This window comes from Saprospiraceae bacterium (assembly GCA_026129545.1).
Taxonomy (GTDB): domain Bacteria; phylum Bacteroidota; class Bacteroidia; order Chitinophagales; family Saprospiraceae; genus M3007.
In genome coordinates, this window is sequence record JAHCHX010000001.1 from 461001 (window position 1) to 478422 (window position 17422).

The window sequence follows — 17422 nt, forward strand, 5'->3', positions numbered from 1 at the left end:
ATTGGAAAACTACCCATTCAACATCATGCAATTCAATATTCCCGACACCGGACAAAAGCGAGTCGTCATCGTGGGTGGCGGCTTTGGAGGGCTGACTTTGGCCCGCAAACTTTCCAAGACCAATTTTCAGGTAGTGCTTGTGGACAAAAACAACTACCACCAATTTCAGCCACTGTTTTATCAGGTGGCTATGGCGGGGCTGGAGCCTTCCAGCATCGTTTTCCCCTTCCGCAAGGTGTTTCAAAAAAGCAAAAACGTATTTGTGCGGGTGACGAAGGTATTGGCCGTCCATCCCGCCCAGAACGAGGTGGTGACTGAAATCGGAAATCTCAGCTACGACTATCTCGTGCTTGCCATTGGTGCCGACACGAACTGGTACGGCAACGAGCGCGTCCGAGCCAACGCCATCCCGATGAAGTCAGTCAGCGAGGCCCTCTATTTGCGCAATCTTATTTTCGAGGATTACGAACGTGCCGTCACATCGGTAGGCTACGAGCAGCGTCAGCGTTTTTTGGATATCGTGATTGTGGGCGGCGGGCCTACCGGGGTGGAAGTGGCAGGCTCATTGGCCGAGATGAAGCGCCACATCATCGCAAAAGACTACAACGACCTCGATAGCAAGGAGATTGATATTCACTTGGTGCATGGCGACAAGCGCCTGCTGAACACCATGTCGGAGCAAGCATCTGCCAAAGCGGAATTGTACCTCCGCGCATTGGGCGTGCAGCTCTGGCTCGACAGGGTGGTGACGGATTTCGATGGTGAGGTCGTGACCATCAACGACGGCTCCACCATCCGTGCCGATAAGGTAATATGGGCCGCAGGCATAGCGGGCAACACGATTGAGGGGTTGCCCACAGAGGCGCTTCACAAGGGCAATCGCCTGAAAGTCAACGAATACAATCGGGTGGCTGGCACAGACAATATTTTCGCTATCGGCGACATCGCGTTTCAAACGGAGGAAAAATGGCCCAATGGACACCCACAGGTGGCGCAAGTGGCCATTCAGCATGGAAAATTGTTGGCGGAAAATCTCCAACGGCTCGAAGCGGGGAAAAAACCTCGACCTTTTCGCTACCGCGACCTTGGCTCCATGGCCACCGTGGGGCGCCACAAGGCGGTGGTGGACTTGCCGTTCTGGCGTTTTCAAGGCGCTTTCGCATGGTTCGTCTGGCTTTACGTTCATCTCTTCTCCATACTCGGCTTAAAGAACAAGGTCTTTATTTTCCTCAACTGGGTATGGAACTATCTCACTTACGACCAAAGTCTCCGGTTGGTGATAAAACCCTGGCGCAGGGCGGAGAAAAAAGCTGAAACGGTTGGATAGTCCACACCTATTCAACATCGGTTTTAAGCGAGCGCATTTCAAACTGCTCCTCAGCCCTCACGCGCCCGTCGCATCGCATCCAGAAAAAACTTGGCCCCCCAGTTTGGGTATCGCAGCCGAAGGTATGGCCCCCAAAAAGGCGCTGACCCCGGTATGGCCCCGAAGCGGTTTTGATTTTTTTGAAAACATTGTGAATCAAGTATTTCAAACAACAAATCATGGGCTGCTTGGCGGAATCGCTCGTCGCCGGTAAAGTCCCAAATCTTGCGATACAACACGCTCAATTGGCAATGCCCGGTCACGCACACGAACGAGTAGTCGCCCTGCCATTGCTCGTCGTAGCGGCCAGCGGTGCTCATGCCCGCTGCTTGGCGGACTGATAGGAGGCGCTCGGCACTACTCGCCGTTCGTTCCAATATCTCCTTTTCTCCCAACAACAAGGCGCACTCCCAGAACCCCTCCAACGTGTAGGCGATGGTGTGCGTGAACGCGGGTTTGCCCGGCCAGAACCCCCAATCGCGCACCGCGCCATTCGGCGAAAAACGCTGTGCGTAGAAATGAAGGGCTTTGCGCATCGCGTGCTCGACCTCCGCGTCCTGCAAATGCTGATTGGCCATCAACACCCCCCAAACTGCTCGGGTATAGTAAGAAGGCGTAAAATCGGGCACATAAGCATATTTGCGCCATGAGGAATCCGGCTCAAGGACGGAATGCAGCCAATGGATGGCTCGTCGCAGCGCCGGTTCGTTGGAGCCGGCCCTCGCCAACCCGAACAAAATCATTCCCGTGTTGAACACGCTCGGCGTTTGGCTCCCCGCCAGCAAACTGGGAAAGGCGCCCGAAGCCAATTGGATGGAAACCAGCCAGTTGGCGCACTGATGAGCCAAGTCGCGGAGCGAATTGTCCTGTTTCAATTCTGCGTAATCCAGCAAAGTCTCGATAAGATAGCCAGTCGTTTCGGGATACGCCTTTGCCCAGCCAAAGATTGGCGACCAGCTATGCGAGGAGCCATGTCCCCCTGTCGCTTCTATGCTGCGGCGCAGCCACGAAAGAGCGGAATCGGTGCGTCGTTCCCAATCGGCGAGCGAGAGGGCAGGGGGGGATTTCAGCTGTTTTCTGCCAAATAACATTTTTCTGCGACAAGGATGGCATGGCAAAGGTGTAATTTTGTCCGCATGAAAAAACCGATTTTACTCCCGCTTTTTCTTTTGTTCTTTTTCGCGGCCCGCGCTCAAATGTGGAACGGGGCGGATTCGCTCTATGGCAACGAGTGGATAGATTTTTCCAAAACCTATTTCAAAATAAAAATCGCGGACGACGGCATTTACCGACTTGACTATCAGACGCTTGCCGCCGCCGGTGTTCCTGTGGGGAGCGTGCAGGCGAGCCAATTCCGCTTGTATCGCTACGGCGTGCAAGAGCCGATTTATACCACGACGGAGAGTGTTTTTTCCGCACAAGACTTCATAGAGTTTTACGGGGAAAAAAACCGCGACGCGGTGGACAAATACCTGTTTGAGGATGCGGCTTCCCAAAATCTTAATCCTTGGCACAGCCTTTTCAACGACACCGCAGCCTACTACCTGACTTGGGAAACGGCGGGGCTTGCGGCGCGTTATGCGGGGCTGCCCAACGATTTGGGCAATTTGCCGCCCAAGACAGCGTATTGCTGGACCACGCTGCAACAGATATTCAGCCAGACTCTTTTTAAGCGAAAACGCAGCGACGAAATCACTTTTTCATGGTTTGAAGGGGAGGGTTTCGCCCGTCCGGTCACTACATTGAACACGGTCGCGCTCGTTCCCCGCAAATTGTCTCCCGCTGGGCCGCCCGCCAACGTGACAGTGCGCTACGCCTGCCAGTCGGGTGCTCAACACCAGCAGCGCATCACGGTGAACGACACGGTGTTTGCCGAAGATGTTTTCAGTGGTTGGCGCTTGGTGCACCGCGCTTTTGATGTGCCTTTGTCGCTCATCGCGACCAATGCCTCGGTGAAGGTGCAATCGCTCATTGGCGGCACCGACCGTCATGCGTTGGCGGGTGTCGTCCTGCGTTATCCGCGTCAGTTTGATTTTGAGAACGCCACCTACGCGGCGTTTGCGCTTGATGCGTCTTCGGAACATCAGTATCTTGAAATACAGGCATTTAATGCGTCGAGCGGCACCCCTGTTTTGTATGATTTGACGAACCGAACCCGCTTCGAGACAACGGTGGAGGGCGGTTTGGTGAAGGTAAAAATTCCGCCATCCACGACAGAGCGACATTTGGTTCTGCTGGCTCCTGTCGCGGTGAAAAATATCGGCGTGGTGCAGTCGGTGCAGTTCCGCGACTATCGCTCCGAACCAGCCGATTATGTCATCGTCTCCAACCCGGCGCTCTATGGAAATGGCGGCATCAACTATGTGGCCGAGTACGCCGCTTACCGCGAAAGCATGGAAGGGGGCAGCCGCAAAGTTGCCATCGTGGATGTGAACGAGCTCTACGACCAATTCGCTTATGGAGTGCGTTTCCATCCCCTTGCGTTGCGCAATTTCTTGCACTATGCCGCCAAGCATTGGCCGGATTTTCGCCACGTCTTGCTCATCGGGAAAGGTCTGGACTATGGCCAGTTTCGCACGGCGACGGCACAAGCGACGTTGGCTGACTCGCTCTTTTTTGTGCCGACTTATGGCACACCCGCGGCTGATTTGCCTTTTGTGTTGCGCGGCCACAGGCTGTCCGACCCGGTGGCGGCAATTGGCCGCTTGGCCGTGACAAAACCCAGCGACATCGGTGTTTATTTGGAAAAGGTAAGAGCACACGAAGCGACGCTGCGCAACGCGGCTCAAACCATCGCAGACAAAGCGTGGATGAAACGGGTCATCCATAACAGCGGGGGCTTGGCCAACGAGGCGGGCGCCATCAAACTCTACACGACCAATATGGAAAACGTGCTGCGTAACAACCGTTTTGGCGCGGACGTGCACACGTTTTACAAAACCTCGAACGACCCCATTCAACTTTCCTCCTACGAGCAGATGCTCGACCTCATCAATGGCGGGGTGTCGCTATGGACGATTTACGGCCACTCATCGGCATTTGCAGTGGATTTTGATATTGGTACGCCTGCCAATTACAGCAACTTCGGGCGTTATCCATTGCTCATGGTGTTGGGCTGCTTTTCAGGGCTGTGTTCAGCGCCACAACAAGGCATCGGCGAACAGTTCGTGCTCGCCCCCGACCGAGGCGCCATTGCCTACATCGCGTCGGTCAATTACAGTTATATCACCGCGCTGCACGAGTATGGTCGCACCTACTACGATTTGCTCGGCGGCACGCTTTACGGGAAAAGTGTGGGGGAAGTGTTGCAGCGCTCCATCGGGGTTTTGAAAAACACCAACGACAACGGCCTCATCGCCGTGATGCACCAAAATCTCTTGCAAGGCGACCCAGCGGTGAAAATTCAAGACCACCTCGGGCCTGATTACATGGTGGATGCCCCCACCGTCAAATTCAACCCCAACCCCGTTGGTTTGGAGGCAAACAACTTTGAACTGACCTTCGATGTGGCGAACATCGGAGAACACACGGGCGGCCCACTCGCCCTGAAAATCGAGCAACGCCTGCCCGACAACACGGTTTTGAGCCGAATCACGGATACCATCGTGGCACCGCCCAACCGCCGCTCGCTCGAATATTCGATGCCAGTGGCAGGCAGTCAAGTAGGCTACAATCGTTTCTTCATCACCCTCGACCCAGAGAACAAAGTGGACGAAAAGCCGTTCGCGGCCAAACTCAACAACGAGCTCACCGACGCGACGGGGGCACGCGGCGTGGATGTGTATTTTTATGCGGACGATGTGCAAGCCGTGTTTCCGCCACCTTACGGGATTGTTTCCCAACCACAGGTGACATTGTGGGCCTCCACCCTCAACACGAACGCCGCACCCTTGCGCTACCTCTTTGAGATAGATACTTTGGAAACTTTCGGCAGCCCGTTCAAAAAGGCGTTCCAAGTGTTGCAGCGCGGCGGACTGTTGGAATGGAAGCCTGCCATCACGCTGAAAGACAGCACGGTGTACTACTGGCGAATCGCCCGCGATAGCCTCGTGAACGGCGAGGTGCTTTGGCGAACGCGCTCGTTTGTCTATCTGCCGGGCAGCGAATCGGGCTGGAACCAATCGAATTTCGGCCAATACCGCGATGGCGTGTTTGCCAACTTGCAAGCCGATGACTCGGTGCGGCAATTGGAATTTCTGGACAACGCCGCCAACATTATCCTCAATGTCGCCTACCGGGATGCCAACCGTTATCCCGGTTTTCAAAATTCTTACTACGAAGGCTTTTTCGGCGATTACGGCTGGAACGTGCGCAACATCAGCGACGGCGTGGTGATGGTGCTTTCAAACCCCAACACTGGCCGCTTTGTGCCAAACCCCGAACAGGGCAACAACAACTTTGACCCAGCCGACCGCCGATTTGTGTACTGGTTCAACACGCGCGATTCCCTGCAGCGCGTCAAACTGATGCAATTCATCGAAACGGGCATCCCCGATGGCTATTATGCGGCATTGCTCGCGTTTAGCCGCCCGTGGGATACCACAGGCTATTCGCCCCGCCTATGGGCTGCGGATTCGGTGTCTTTTGGGAAAAATATCTTCTCCGTGCTGGAAAAGCAGGGCGCTCAAAAAGTGCGGCAACTGACCGACTACATCACCTCCCCTTGGCCTTATGGCCTCTTGTTTCGGAAAAACGACCCCAACTACGCCTCGCAAGACACGATTGTGTTCAATCCCGATTCGGTGGCCACCATTCGGGCCAATTTTCTGGCCAAATGGACTAACGGCCTGCTGGAGACACCCCTCGTCGGGCCAGCAAAAAACTGGAAATCAATCCATTGGAAACGCGAGCCTTTCGATGATGCCTCTGACTACGCCCGGCTCTCTGTGCTGGGCGTGCGCCCCGGCGAGGACGACGTGGTGCTGTTCCAGACTGCCACGACTTTCGACACCACAATCGAATTCGTCGCGGCAGCCCAATATCCGCACCTGAAAATCCGGTACGAGACGGGCGACACGCTGACGCGCTCCGTTACCCAACCGCTCTATCTGCGTGTGCTCTACGAAGGCCTGCCCGAAGGAGCACTGCACCCCGTGTTGCACGAGACATTTTACCGCGACACTTTGCAGGAGGGCGAAACCCTACGAGCCTCTATTGCTTTTGCCAACATTTCCGATGCGCCGATGGATAGCCTGCTGGTCAAATTCCGCGTGGAAGGCACGGGAAATCCCAGTTCGGATATTTTCAAAAAATTCCGCCCTCTCCCGTCAGGCGACACGTTGCAGGTCAGTTTGGAAACCTCTACCGTGAGCCTCAATGGCCCGCAGCGCCTCTTCATTGACGTGAATCCCGATAACCACCAACCCGAATTGTATCACTTCAATAATGTGGCAGTGCGGGATTTTTATGTCGGGCGCGACAACCGCAACCCCCTGCTCGATGTGACCTTCGACGGCTCTCATATCTTGGACGGCGACCTCATCTCGCCCAAGCCTGAAATCGTCGTGACCCTCAAAGACGACAACCGCTTTCTGGCTATGACGGACACGGCGACGTTCCAACTGCGCCTCGAATGGCCCAATGGCGAAATCCGCCCCATTGCGTTCAGCGACCCTGAAGCGCTGTTTATCCCCGCCGACGCGACGGATTTGCCCAAGAAAAATCTCGCTCGGCTCGAATGGCGCCCCACCTTCACGCAGGACGGTTCTTACCGACTTCTGGTGAACGGGCGCGATGCTTCGGGCAACAAATCCGCCACGCTCGACTACGCGGTCACTTTCAGAGTCATCACGAAGTCCTCGCTTTCCAATGTGCTCAACTATCCCAACCCCTTCTCCACGCGCACGTGTTTCGTGTACACGATGACAGGCGCCGAGTCGCCGACGCATTTCAAAATCCAAATCATGACCGTGAGCGGGCGGGTAGTTCGGGAAATCACGCAGGCCGAATTTGGCCCCCTGCGCACTGGCACGCACCAAAGCGATTTTTGCTGGGACGGCAAAGATGAATACGGCGACCAATTGGCCAACGGCGTGTACCTCTATCGCATCGTCGCCAAAAAAGCGGACGGCACCGATTTTGAGTTTTTTGAAAACAACAGCGTGGATGGGTACTTCAAGGGAGGGTTCGGGAAAATGGTGTTGATGCGGTGAAAACACCAAGTGGAGTATCAAATCGTCACAATCTCTTTATCGCTGAGGAAAACACCGTATGTGCGGTGCGGAAAATTTGTTTCACCAACATTTCCGCCGCACCCTTTGCTTCTTTTACCGAAATCCTACTTTTGCACTCTTTTTTACCATGATTCGTCGAGATTTATCGGATGCTCGCGATTGATGCCCTTGATTTTAAATGGGTTGCGTTTCAATCATGTTGAAAACTTGACGACACGAAGCATAAAAGCCATTGGCCAACAGCCATCCACACACAATATGACAGAACAAGAACTTCTCCGCCGCGAATCGCTGCAAAAACTCCGTGAACTCGGCATCGAACCCTACCCGGCCGAAATGTTCGAGGTGACGCACCATGCAGCCGACATCGTGGCAAACTATCAAGAGGAAACACTGGAAGACGGCTCGAAAAATCGCCTCAATTACCAAACCGTCGCCCTTGCCGGGCGCATCATGGCCGCCCGCGAAGCAGGCAAGGCGATGTTTATGAACCTGCAAGATGCGAGCGGGCGCATCCAGCTCTACCTGCGCCGCGACGACTTCGTGGCAAGCCCCGATGGCGCCCCCCCCGAAGCGCCCATGTTTGATATGGTCATCAAAAAATTGCTTGACCTCGGCGACTATGTGGGGGTGAGCGGCTTTGCCTTCAAGACAAAAACCGGAGAGGTGACCATCCATGTGCAGCAACTTAAGTTTCTGTCCAAAAGCTTGCGTCCATTGCCCATCGTGAAACGCGACGCGGAAGGCAATATCCACGATGCTTTCACCGACCCCGAGCAACGCTATCGGATGCGCTATGTGGATTTGACGGTGAACCCCGAAGTGCGTGCCACCTTCGTCAAGCGAACCCGGCTCATCAAGACCATCCGTGCATTTCTCGACGAACTGGGGCTGCTGGAGGTGGAAACGCCCATCCTCCAACCGATTCACGGCGGTGCGGCGGCACGCCCCTTCAAGACCCACCACAACGCTTTGGATATGCCGCTTTACCTGCGCATCGCCAACGAACTCTACCTGAAGCGCCTCATCGTCGGTGGGTTCGACGGGGTGTACGAACTGGGCAAGATGTTCCGCAACGAAGGCATGGACCGCACCCACAACCCCGAATTTTCCATGCTCGAGTTTTATGTGGCCTACAAAGACTACTTTTGGCTGATGGACGTGACGGAGCGAATGTTTGAGCGCATTGCTCGCGCACTAAGCGACGACGGCGACACGAAAATCCCTTCCGGCGCTCACGTCTTGGAATTTGCCGGGCCATATCGCCGCCTCACCATGTTCGATGCCATTCAGGAATACACGGGCCTCAACGTGGAGACCGCCGACGAGTCGGAGCTCCGCAATTATTGCCGCCAGCAAGGCATCGAAATTGACAAGACAATGGGAAAAGCAAAGTTGATTGACGAGATTTTTGGCGAAAAAGTGGAGAAACACCTGATTCAGCCCACGTTCTTGATTGACTACCCGGTGGAAATGTCGCCTTTGACCAAAAAACACCGCTCCAAGCCCGGCCTCGTGGAGCGTTTCGAGTTGTTTGTCAATGGCAAAGAAGTCGGAAACGCCTACTCGGAGCTGAACGACCCCCTCGACCAGCGCGAGCGCTTCGAGGAACAACTCAATCTGGCGGCACGAGGCGACGAAGAGGCCATGGCGATGGATGAGGATTTCCTACGCGCACTGGAGTATGGGATGCCACCAACCGCTGGCATTGGCTTCGGAATAGACCGATTGGCCATGCTGTTCACAGGACAGAGCTCGATACAGGAAGTGCTGTTCTTCCCACAGATGCGGCCAGAGACGCATTAAGACAGGACTTTCTCAATTGATTTTCATGGAGAATGGATATTCTTCTTCGCGTCGTCAGATTTTCAGTGTAAGTGACCCCCTGATTCGTTCGAAGGCAGGGATAACAATCCACAGCACCTGATAAATCTTGGCGAATCAAGGCATAAATTTGCCTCCATTATGAAAAAGGAATCCATTCCCAATCCCGAAAATCCCGAAACTTTCACCGGACTGCGCCGAAGCAAGCCCAAAAAAGTCGCGGGTGGCCTGCCTGCCGTCGTGAGCAGCGTCAAGCACGTCCTCGCTGAAATGGACGCGGCGCGCGGCTTCAAAGCATTGGCTCAACTCAACCAAAAAGGCGGCCACGATTGCCCCGGCTGCGCTTGGCCCGACCCCGACGACGAGCGCAGCGGCATCGCCGAATACTGCGAAAACGGCGCAAAAGCCATCGCCGAGGAAGCCACCACAAAGAAACTCACCGCCGAGTTTTTTGCCCAACACAGCGTCGCCGCACTCGCCGAATTGTCCGACTACGAAATCGGGAAAAAGGGTAGGGTAGCGGAGCCGGTCTATCTGCCCCCCGGCGCCACGCACTATCAGCCCATCACTTGGGATGATGCCTTTGCCAAAATCGCCAACCACCTCAACAGCCTCGCCTCGCCCGACGAAGCCCTGTTTTACACCTCCGGGCGCACGAGCAACGAGGCCGCTTTCCTCTACCAACTTTTCGTGCGAAAATTCGGCACCAACAACCTGCCCGATTGCAGCAATATGTGCCACGAAAGCAGCGGAGTGGCGCTCAATGAATCTGTCGGCATCGGCAAAGGCTCGGTCACGCTCGAAGATTTTTACGAGGCCGAAGTCATCATCATTCTCGGCCAAAACCCCGGCACCAACCACCCGCGTATGCTCACCGCTTTGCAAAAAGCCAAAGCCAACGGCGCGAAAATCATCTCCGTAAACCCCCTAAAAGAAACCGGCCTCGTCGCCTTCAGTCACCCGCAAACGCTGAAAGGAATGTTGGGCATAGCCACGCCGCTCACCGACGTTTTTTTGCAAATAAAAATCAACGGCGACATGGCGCTTTTGAAGGCGCTGATGCTCCTCATGCTCGAAGCCGAAGAGCAAAACCCCGGCTCGGTGTTCGCACTCGATTTTATTCGGGAACACACGTTCGGCGCAGAGGCGTATTTGGAACATTTGAAAAAACACAAGTTGGAACACCTCGCGGCAGCCTGTGGCGTGCCGTTGGAACAAATCCGCGAAGCCGCCAACTTGCTCATTTCCAGGAAAAAAATCATCGCCTGCTGGGCAATGGGTTTGACCCAACACAAAAACGCCGTCGCCACCATTCAGGAAATCGTCAACCTGCTTTTGCTCAAAGGAAGCATCGGCAAGCCCGGCGCTGGCACCTGCCCCGTGCGCGGCCACAGCAACGTGCAGGGCGACCGCACGGTGGGCATCAACGAAAAACCCCCGCAGGCGTTTCTCGACAACCTCGAACGCGCCTTCGGCTTCCGGCCCCCGCAAAAACACGGCTACGACGTGGTGGAAAGCATCCGCGCCATGCACGAGGGCAAAGCCAAAGTCTTCATCGCCATGGGCGGTAATTTCCTCTCGGCCACGCCCGACACAAACTTCACCGCCGAGGCGCTGCGCCGATGTGATTTGACCGTTCACATCTCTACCAAATTGAATCGAAGTCACTTGGTGCATGGCCGAGAAGCCCTCATTCTACCCTGTCTCGGTCGCACCGACCTCGACATCCTGAACGGCGAGCGGCAATTCGTGACGGTGGAAAACTCGATGGGCGTGGTTCATTCCTCGCAGGGCAACCTGCCGCCTGTGTCGCCCCACCTACTCAGCGAGCCTGTCATTGTGTGCCGTTTGGCGAAGGCGGTTTTTTCTCGACAGGATTTACAGGATTCACAGGTTTTAAAAGCCGAACCAGAGAAAAAAAATCCTGCAAATCATGTTTATCCTGTCAAAATTGACTGGGACAAATACCTCCAACACTACGACCACATCCGCGACGCCATCGAAAGCGCGATTCCGGGTTTTGAAGACTACAACCGCCGGGTGCGGGAGCCGGGCGGCTTCTACCTGCCCAATGGCTCGCGCATCGGAAAATTCAACACCTTCAACGGCAAAGCCAATTTCAACATCGCCGAAGTGCCTGAAAACCAACTCGCTGCCGAAGAGTTCGTGCTCATGACCATTCGCAGCCACGACCAGTTCAACACGACAATCTACGGCCTCGACGACCGCTATCGTGGCATTTTCCACGAGCGCCGCGTGGTGCTCATGAACGCCCGAGATATCGAAAAAGAGGGGCTAAAAGATGGCGACGTGGTGGATTTATTCAACCGTCACGATGGCGTGGAGCGCGTGGCCCGGAAGTTTATCGTGGTGGCCTACGACATCCCGGAACGTTGTATGGCGACTTATTTCCCCGAAGCGAACGTGCTGGTGCCGATTAACGACACAGCGGAGAAAAGCGGAACGCCCGTGTCGAAGGGCGTGGTGGTGCGGGTGAGGAGGCATGCCCTTGACGATGTTTAGCGTAGAAAGAGAGCCTTCATTCTTTGGAAAAAAATCGTAAAAACATAGGTTTTTAGCCGCAAAGGATTTTTAGAGTTTAGCGCATGAAACCAAAAGTAGTTGTTCAAAAGGCCGAGGAAGGAGGTTATTGGGCAGAGGTTCCTGCCATACCGGGCTGCATGACGCAAGGGAAACTTTCGAGGACCTGTTTCAAGACCTATACGAGGCAATAGAAGGGTGTTTATCGGCACATTACTGGACATTACTTTTTGTGCTACAAAGACACAAAATGCACAAATCAATGAGTATTTTGCTGTGTGACTTCGTGGCAAATCTGAAAAAGTCCAAATAGTATGGTTTGCATCCTCGCCAACATCAAGCCACAAACCGCATCCACTCCACCTCAACAGCATAAGCAAAGCAAGCCAAAATACCATCCCGAATCAACAAATTTGGAAAAAAACTCGAAACGCCGCAAGCTTTCCCACGTCTATCTCCTGCACAAGTTTTCTTGAATCTGCGAAATGTTTTTCAAACATCGTTTTCTTTGCTGCGTTAATACTCAAACACAAGAGGCAGAGACATCAAGGCGCGTCGAACCACCAAACTTCCCCGCGCTGTTTCACCGCTCTGCCGCGCATACTTCACCATGAAAAAACTACTGTTCGGCGTTGCCATTTTTCTCTTGCTTTTGGTGGGGGCCCTCGTGGCGCTGCCATTTCTTTTCAAAGACGAAATCCTCGCACAAGTCAAAGCCACCGCCAACGAAAGCCTCACGGCTACGGTGGACTTCAAGGACGTGAGCATTTCCGTTTTTCGCAATTTTCCCAAACTCTCCGTCGGCCTCGAAAGCTTGGAAGTGACCAACGGCCCCGGCCCCTTCGAAGGGGTCAAACTCGTGCAGTGCGAGCGCCTCGACGTGGCCATTGACCTATGGTCGGCCATTTTTGGCAGCGAAGTGATTGTGAAGGGGCTTTATTTCAAAAAGCCCGACATCCGGGTATTTGTGCTGAGCAACGGACAAGCCAACTACGATATCACAAAGCCGTCGGAGCCAACCACACCGTCGTCGGCCTCGACGGCTGATGCCAGCCCCATCAAACTCGAACGCTATGGCATCAGTCAAGGCAAAGTGCTCTACGACGACCGGGGGCTAAATATGCGTGCCGAGTTGGAAGGCCTCGACCACACGGGTTCCGGCGCGTTCACCACCGACCTCTACGACCTCGTCATGAAGACCGCCGTAGAGCGGCTTTCGGTGAAATACGGCGGGGTGCAATACCTGCGCAATGCCCGCCTCGACTGGAACACGACGCTGAATGCCGACATGAAAAACATGAAATTCACGCTCAAAGAAAACGAGCTGCAACTCAATGCCCTAAAACTGATGCTCAACGGCTGGGTGGCGATGCCCGAAAACAGCGACGACATTCGCATGGACCTCACCTTTGGCACCCCCGCCAACACGTTCAAAAGCCTCCTCAGCATCGTTCCCGGTGCCTACACAAAGGACTACAACGACGTGCAAGCCAATGGCACGGTACAGTTCGCGGGTTTTGCAAAAGGCACCTACAACGAAAGGGTCTATCCAGCCTTCAAACTTGATTTCAAGGTCGCCAACGCTGATTTTAAATATCCCTCCCTGCCTCTCGGCGTGAGCAACATCCATGTAGATGCCAGCATCAATAGCCCTTCGGCTCGCCTCAACGATATGACGGTGCGCATTCCGAAATTCAGCCTCCGCATCGGCTCCAACCCGCTGGAGGGTTATTTCAACTTGAAAACGCCCGAAACAGACCCCACCGTTGACATGAAAATCAACGGCACGCTCAACCTCGGCGAACTCTCCAAAGCCTTCCCCATGGAAGGGGTGCAAGAACTCGCAGGGGTCATCAAGGCCAACATGACCTTGAAGGCGGCCATGAGCCAAATAGACCGAGGCCAATACGACCAAGTGAACATGGCTGGCGATTTCGCCATGAGCGGCATTTCCTACAAAACGGCCGATATGCCTGCGGTGAAAATCAACCAACTGACCACCAGCCTGACCCCACAACGAGTTGACATTCAGAATTTTGATGCCAAGCTTGGCAAGAGCGACCTCCGCGCCAATGGCTCCATTGACAACGTGCTCGCATATTTTTCCACCAACAAAACCATGAAAGGCCGCCTGAATTTTTCCTCCAACTTCTTCGATGCCAACGAATGGATGGAACCCGAGCCCTCCGATGGTGGCGTGGTGCCGAGCGATGTCTCGAAAACCAGTGGCGGCGGCCAAACAACAACTGCCGGCGAAAAAGCATTCGACCGTTGGGATTTCGAGATGGACGGCAAAATCAATCGCCTCAAATACGATACCTATGACCTGACCAACCTCGTCATGAAAGGCCGCTTCATGCCCAACAAGATGACGGTGGACAATTTTGGCATGAACATCGGCGCGAGCGATTTGCGCGGCAACGGGCGCATTTTGAACGCATGGAATTACCTGTTCGACAACCAAACCGTGTCGGGCGTGGTCAATCTGCAATCCAACTACTTCGACCTCAACCAGTTCATGACCGACCCCGCGCCAGCCTCCTCGACCACCGGCGGTGCCAAGCCCACTCCAACGGCAAGCGCACCCGCCACTGAGGACATCGTGGTGGTGCCGAAAAACGTGGACATGACGCTCAACGCCGATTTCAACAAAATCAAATACACCACCTACGACCTAAACAATCTCGAAGGTCAAATAACGGTGAAAAACGGCGTGGCCCGGCTCAACGACTGCACCGCCAACGTCATCGGTGGCCTCATAGGCTTGGAAGGCGAATACAACACCTCCAACCCCGCCAAACCCACTTTCAATATGGACATGGCGCTCCAAAACATGGGCTTCAAAGAAGCTTTCCAGACCTTTGCCACCGTGAAGGCGCTCGCCCCCGTGATGCAGTTGATGGATGGAAAATTCAACACCACCCTTTCCATGAGCGGCGCCTTGGGCAAAGACATGATGCCAGACCTGAACACCCTCACAGCGGAAGGCTTCTTAGAGACTCTCAGCGCGGCATTCAACAATTTCAAACCCATGAGCGAAATCGGATCCAAACTGGGCATTGACTACCTGCAACGCATGGAGTTGAAAAACACCAAAAACTGGTTTGAAATCAAGAACGGTCAGGTCATCGTGAAGCCCTTCAACACGCAGGTGCGCGATGTGGCCATGCAGATTGGCGGCTCGCACGGGCTTAATCAGGAAATGAATTATCAAATCGTCACCAAGACCCCACGCGCCGCCTTGCAGAAAAGCGCCGCCGGTGCCGCGGCCAATTCCGGCCTCAATTTCCTCAGCAAAGAAGCCGGCAAATTCGGTGTGAACATCGCGCAAGGCGAGTACATCAATGTTCGCTTCGACCTCACAGGCTCGCTGGCCAATCCAAAGGTCGCCATGAAAATACTCGGCTCCGACGGGCAAAGCAGCATAAAGGAAGAGGCAACGGCCAGCGTGCAAGCCGCCGCCCAAGCCGCCGTGGACAAAGCCAAGGACTCCTTGACCAACGTCGCCAACCGCGAGCTCGACAAAGCAAAGCAACAAGCCCAAGCCGCCGCCGACAAAGCTGCTGACAGCCTCCGTGCTGCAGCCGACAAGCAATTGCAGGAAGCCAAAGACAAAGCCGCCAAAGAACTGGGCGAAAAGGCGGGCGAGGCCATCGGCCAAAAAGCCGACGAAGCATTGGGCGACCAAGGCAAAAAAACAGTGGACGAAGCCAAGAAAAAACTGGAAACTTGGGACCCTTTCAAGAAGAAAAAGAAGGATAATTGATTGACTCGACTGATTGAACCAATCGGCACAACCAAATCAATGAAAATCCCACGCTGGAAAAAACTGCTGTCGCATCTCGTACCGCTCACGCTGGAAGAAACCGGCTCCGAGTACAACCCAGAGCTCACCGTCACACTCGACCGTGGGCGGCTTCAACTGCTAAGCGGCGATGCCATTTATTCGTGGGACGACCTCTACAAAAATTTTCTCGTGGCGTTCGACCAACTGAAAATGGATGAACGAGCCATCGAAGAAGTGCTCGTTCTGGGATTAGGACTGGGCTCGGTACCCTATATGCTGGAAAAAGTGTTTCACCAAAAATACCGCTACACCGCAGTGGAATGGGACGAAACCGTAGCCGAATTGGCCGCCAAATACACCCTTTCCCGCCTCTCCAGCCCAATGGACATCGTGACCGCCGACGCAGAAATGTTTGTGAGCATCACGGAGCAAACATTCGACCTCATTGTGGCCGATATTTTTGAGGACGACCTTACGCCCCCCCAATTCGAGACGGCGGAATTCCTGCTTTCCTGCGAACAGTTGCTCCGCCCCGGCGGGCTGCTGCTTTTCAACCGACTGCACGGCGGCAGCCCAGCCGTGAAAATCGTGACCGAGCGTTTCTTTGAAGTGAAATTCAAAGCCGCATTTCCCGATGCTTGGGCTATTGACACAGGGGGCAACTGGATACTCTGCCACCAAAAAAAGTCAGTGGTCGTTGCTTAGACAAAAGGCAGAGGGCAGCAATCAGAGGGGTTCAGTCTTTGTTGGGGCTTGCAAACCGTATGAAATCAGCCTTCTACTCTCGACCTCCCACCCAAGTTTTTACATTTTTTACAACCAATTGAGCAATTGCGCCACAAAATCGAGAAACAAGGAAGGCTCCAAGATGAGTGGAAAGAAGAAGCCAAACACGGCTCCGAAAAAATGCGCGACGTGGTCAATATTGTCGCCGCCGCGCTGTGCCGCGCGCGAGCTGTACCACAGATACAAGATGCCAAAGATGAAGCCCGGAATGGGGATAGGAATGAAGAAAAGCATGATGCCGACAGTGGGTGCCAGCAGGATGAAGGCGAACAAAACCGCCGCCACCGCCCCCGACGCGCCGATGCTGGCAAAACTCGAAGTGTTTTTGTACTTCTGAAAGGTGGCGGAAGAAGCCGCCGCGATGGCCACCAAATAAAAAGCAAGATATACAAGCCCGCCGAAGCCCTCAAACTTGGCCTTGAACCAGTTCTCCACATGATTGCCGAAGAAGTAGAGGGTCAGCATATTGAAAATCAAGTGCATAGGGTCGCCATGCAGAAAGCCGCTCGTCAACCAGCGATAATACTCGCCATGCCGCGCTTCCTGATACGGCCAATGCTGCATTTTCACGAACAGCTCTCGATTGTTGAAGGCCATGAACGAAATCAGTGCCGTGAAGCCAATAATGAGATAGGTGATGGTCATGTTGGTTGGTGATTTGTTGGCTGGCAACTTGTTGTTTGATGATTGAAAGTGTTCGCAAAACTGCCTCATCTTAATGGAAACAATAAGCAAACACAGAGACACGAAGGACACAGCGTTTTGGGTTCCAATAATTTATGCGAATCAAGAGTTGGAAAATCCAAAGTGTTGAAAATCATATTTTTAAGCACCCGCGTTTACGAAACTTTTGAAAGTTTCGTAAACGTAAGTCGCTTAAAATGAAGTCAATTTTCTAACCCTTGATTCGCATAATTTACGCTTCTTTAAGCGCAGCGTTTGTGG

Annotated in this window: 8 protein-coding genes; 6 read left to right on the top strand and 2 right to left on the bottom strand. The window is 54.1% G+C overall.

Going from position 1 to position 17422, the window contains the following annotated elements; translation table 11 throughout:
• The first annotated feature begins 25 nt into the window (after positions 1 to 25).
• Complete coding sequence (locus KIS77_01620; protein MCW5921012.1) at positions 26 to 1327, top strand: NAD(P)/FAD-dependent oxidoreductase; 1302 nt, start codon at positions 26 to 28, stop codon at positions 1325 to 1327.
• Between the two features lie 50 nt (positions 1328 to 1377).
• Here the strand turns inward: KIS77_01620 and KIS77_01625 are convergent, their stop codons facing one another.
• Positions 1378 to 2457: a terpene cyclase/mutase family protein gene (locus tag KIS77_01625; GenBank protein ID MCW5921013.1), complete on the bottom strand. Its 1080-nt coding sequence runs from the start codon at positions 2455 to 2457 to the stop codon at positions 1378 to 1380.
• A 45-nt stretch (positions 2458 to 2502) separates the two neighbouring features.
• Between KIS77_01625 and KIS77_01630 the strand changes: the two genes are divergently transcribed.
• From KIS77_01630 to KIS77_01650, 5 genes are all read left to right on the top strand, one after another.
• Complete coding sequence (locus KIS77_01630) at positions 2503 to 7518, top strand: hypothetical protein (protein MCW5921014.1); 5016 nt, start codon at positions 2503 to 2505, stop codon at positions 7516 to 7518.
• Between the two features lie 279 nt (positions 7519 to 7797).
• Positions 7798 to 9345 carry a lysine--tRNA ligase gene (gene lysS, locus KIS77_01635; protein ID MCW5921015.1) on the top strand — a complete coding sequence of 516 codons (1548 nt, stop codon included), beginning with the start codon at positions 7798 to 7800 and terminating at the stop codon, positions 9343 to 9345.
• A 159-nt stretch (positions 9346 to 9504) separates the two neighbouring features.
• Positions 9505 to 11886 carry an FdhF/YdeP family oxidoreductase gene (locus KIS77_01640; protein MCW5921016.1) on the top strand — a complete coding sequence of 794 codons (2382 nt, stop codon included), beginning with the start codon at positions 9505 to 9507 and terminating at the stop codon, positions 11884 to 11886.
• Positions 11887 to 12514: 628 nt separating this feature from the next.
• Complete coding sequence (locus KIS77_01645) at positions 12515 to 15670, top strand: AsmA family protein (GenBank protein MCW5921017.1); 3156 nt, start codon at positions 12515 to 12517, stop codon at positions 15668 to 15670.
• A gap of 39 nt (positions 15671 to 15709) precedes the next feature.
• Positions 15710 to 16396 (top strand): methyltransferase domain-containing protein, encoded by a 687-nt coding sequence (locus tag KIS77_01650; protein ID MCW5921018.1) that lies wholly within the window; start codon positions 15710 to 15712, stop codon positions 16394 to 16396.
• A 108-nt stretch (positions 16397 to 16504) separates the two neighbouring features.
• Here KIS77_01650 and KIS77_01655 read toward each other — a convergent pair whose 3' ends face one another.
• The gene (locus tag KIS77_01655) at positions 16505 to 17122 is read right to left on the bottom strand and encodes a rhomboid family intramembrane serine protease (protein MCW5921019.1); all 618 of its coding nucleotides are present in this window, start codon (positions 17120 to 17122) and stop codon (positions 16505 to 16507) included.
• Positions 17123 to 17422 lie beyond the last annotated feature (300 nt).

What these genes read in the sequence shown, in the direction of transcription:
- KIS77_01620 (MCW5921012.1), top strand. Translation starts at nt 26, where the DNA reads ATGCAATTCAATATTCCCGACACCGGACAAAAGCGAGTCGTCATCGTG.
- KIS77_01625 (MCW5921013.1), bottom strand. Translation starts at nt 2,457, where the DNA reads ATGTTATTTGGCAGAAAACAGCTGAAATCCCCCCCTGCCCTCTCGCTC.
- KIS77_01630 (MCW5921014.1), top strand. Translation starts at nt 2,503, where the DNA reads ATGAAAAAACCGATTTTACTCCCGCTTTTTCTTTTGTTCTTTTTCGCG.
- lysS (MCW5921015.1), top strand. Translation starts at nt 7,798, where the DNA reads ATGACAGAACAAGAACTTCTCCGCCGCGAATCGCTGCAAAAACTCCGT.
- KIS77_01640 (MCW5921016.1), top strand. Translation starts at nt 9,505, where the DNA reads ATGAAAAAGGAATCCATTCCCAATCCCGAAAATCCCGAAACTTTCACC.
- KIS77_01645 (MCW5921017.1), top strand. Translation starts at nt 12,515, where the DNA reads ATGAAAAAACTACTGTTCGGCGTTGCCATTTTTCTCTTGCTTTTGGTG.
- KIS77_01650 (MCW5921018.1), top strand. Translation starts at nt 15,710, where the DNA reads ATGAAAATCCCACGCTGGAAAAAACTGCTGTCGCATCTCGTACCGCTC.
- KIS77_01655 (MCW5921019.1), bottom strand. Translation starts at nt 17,122, where the DNA reads ATGACCATCACCTATCTCATTATTGGCTTCACGGCACTGATTTCGTTC.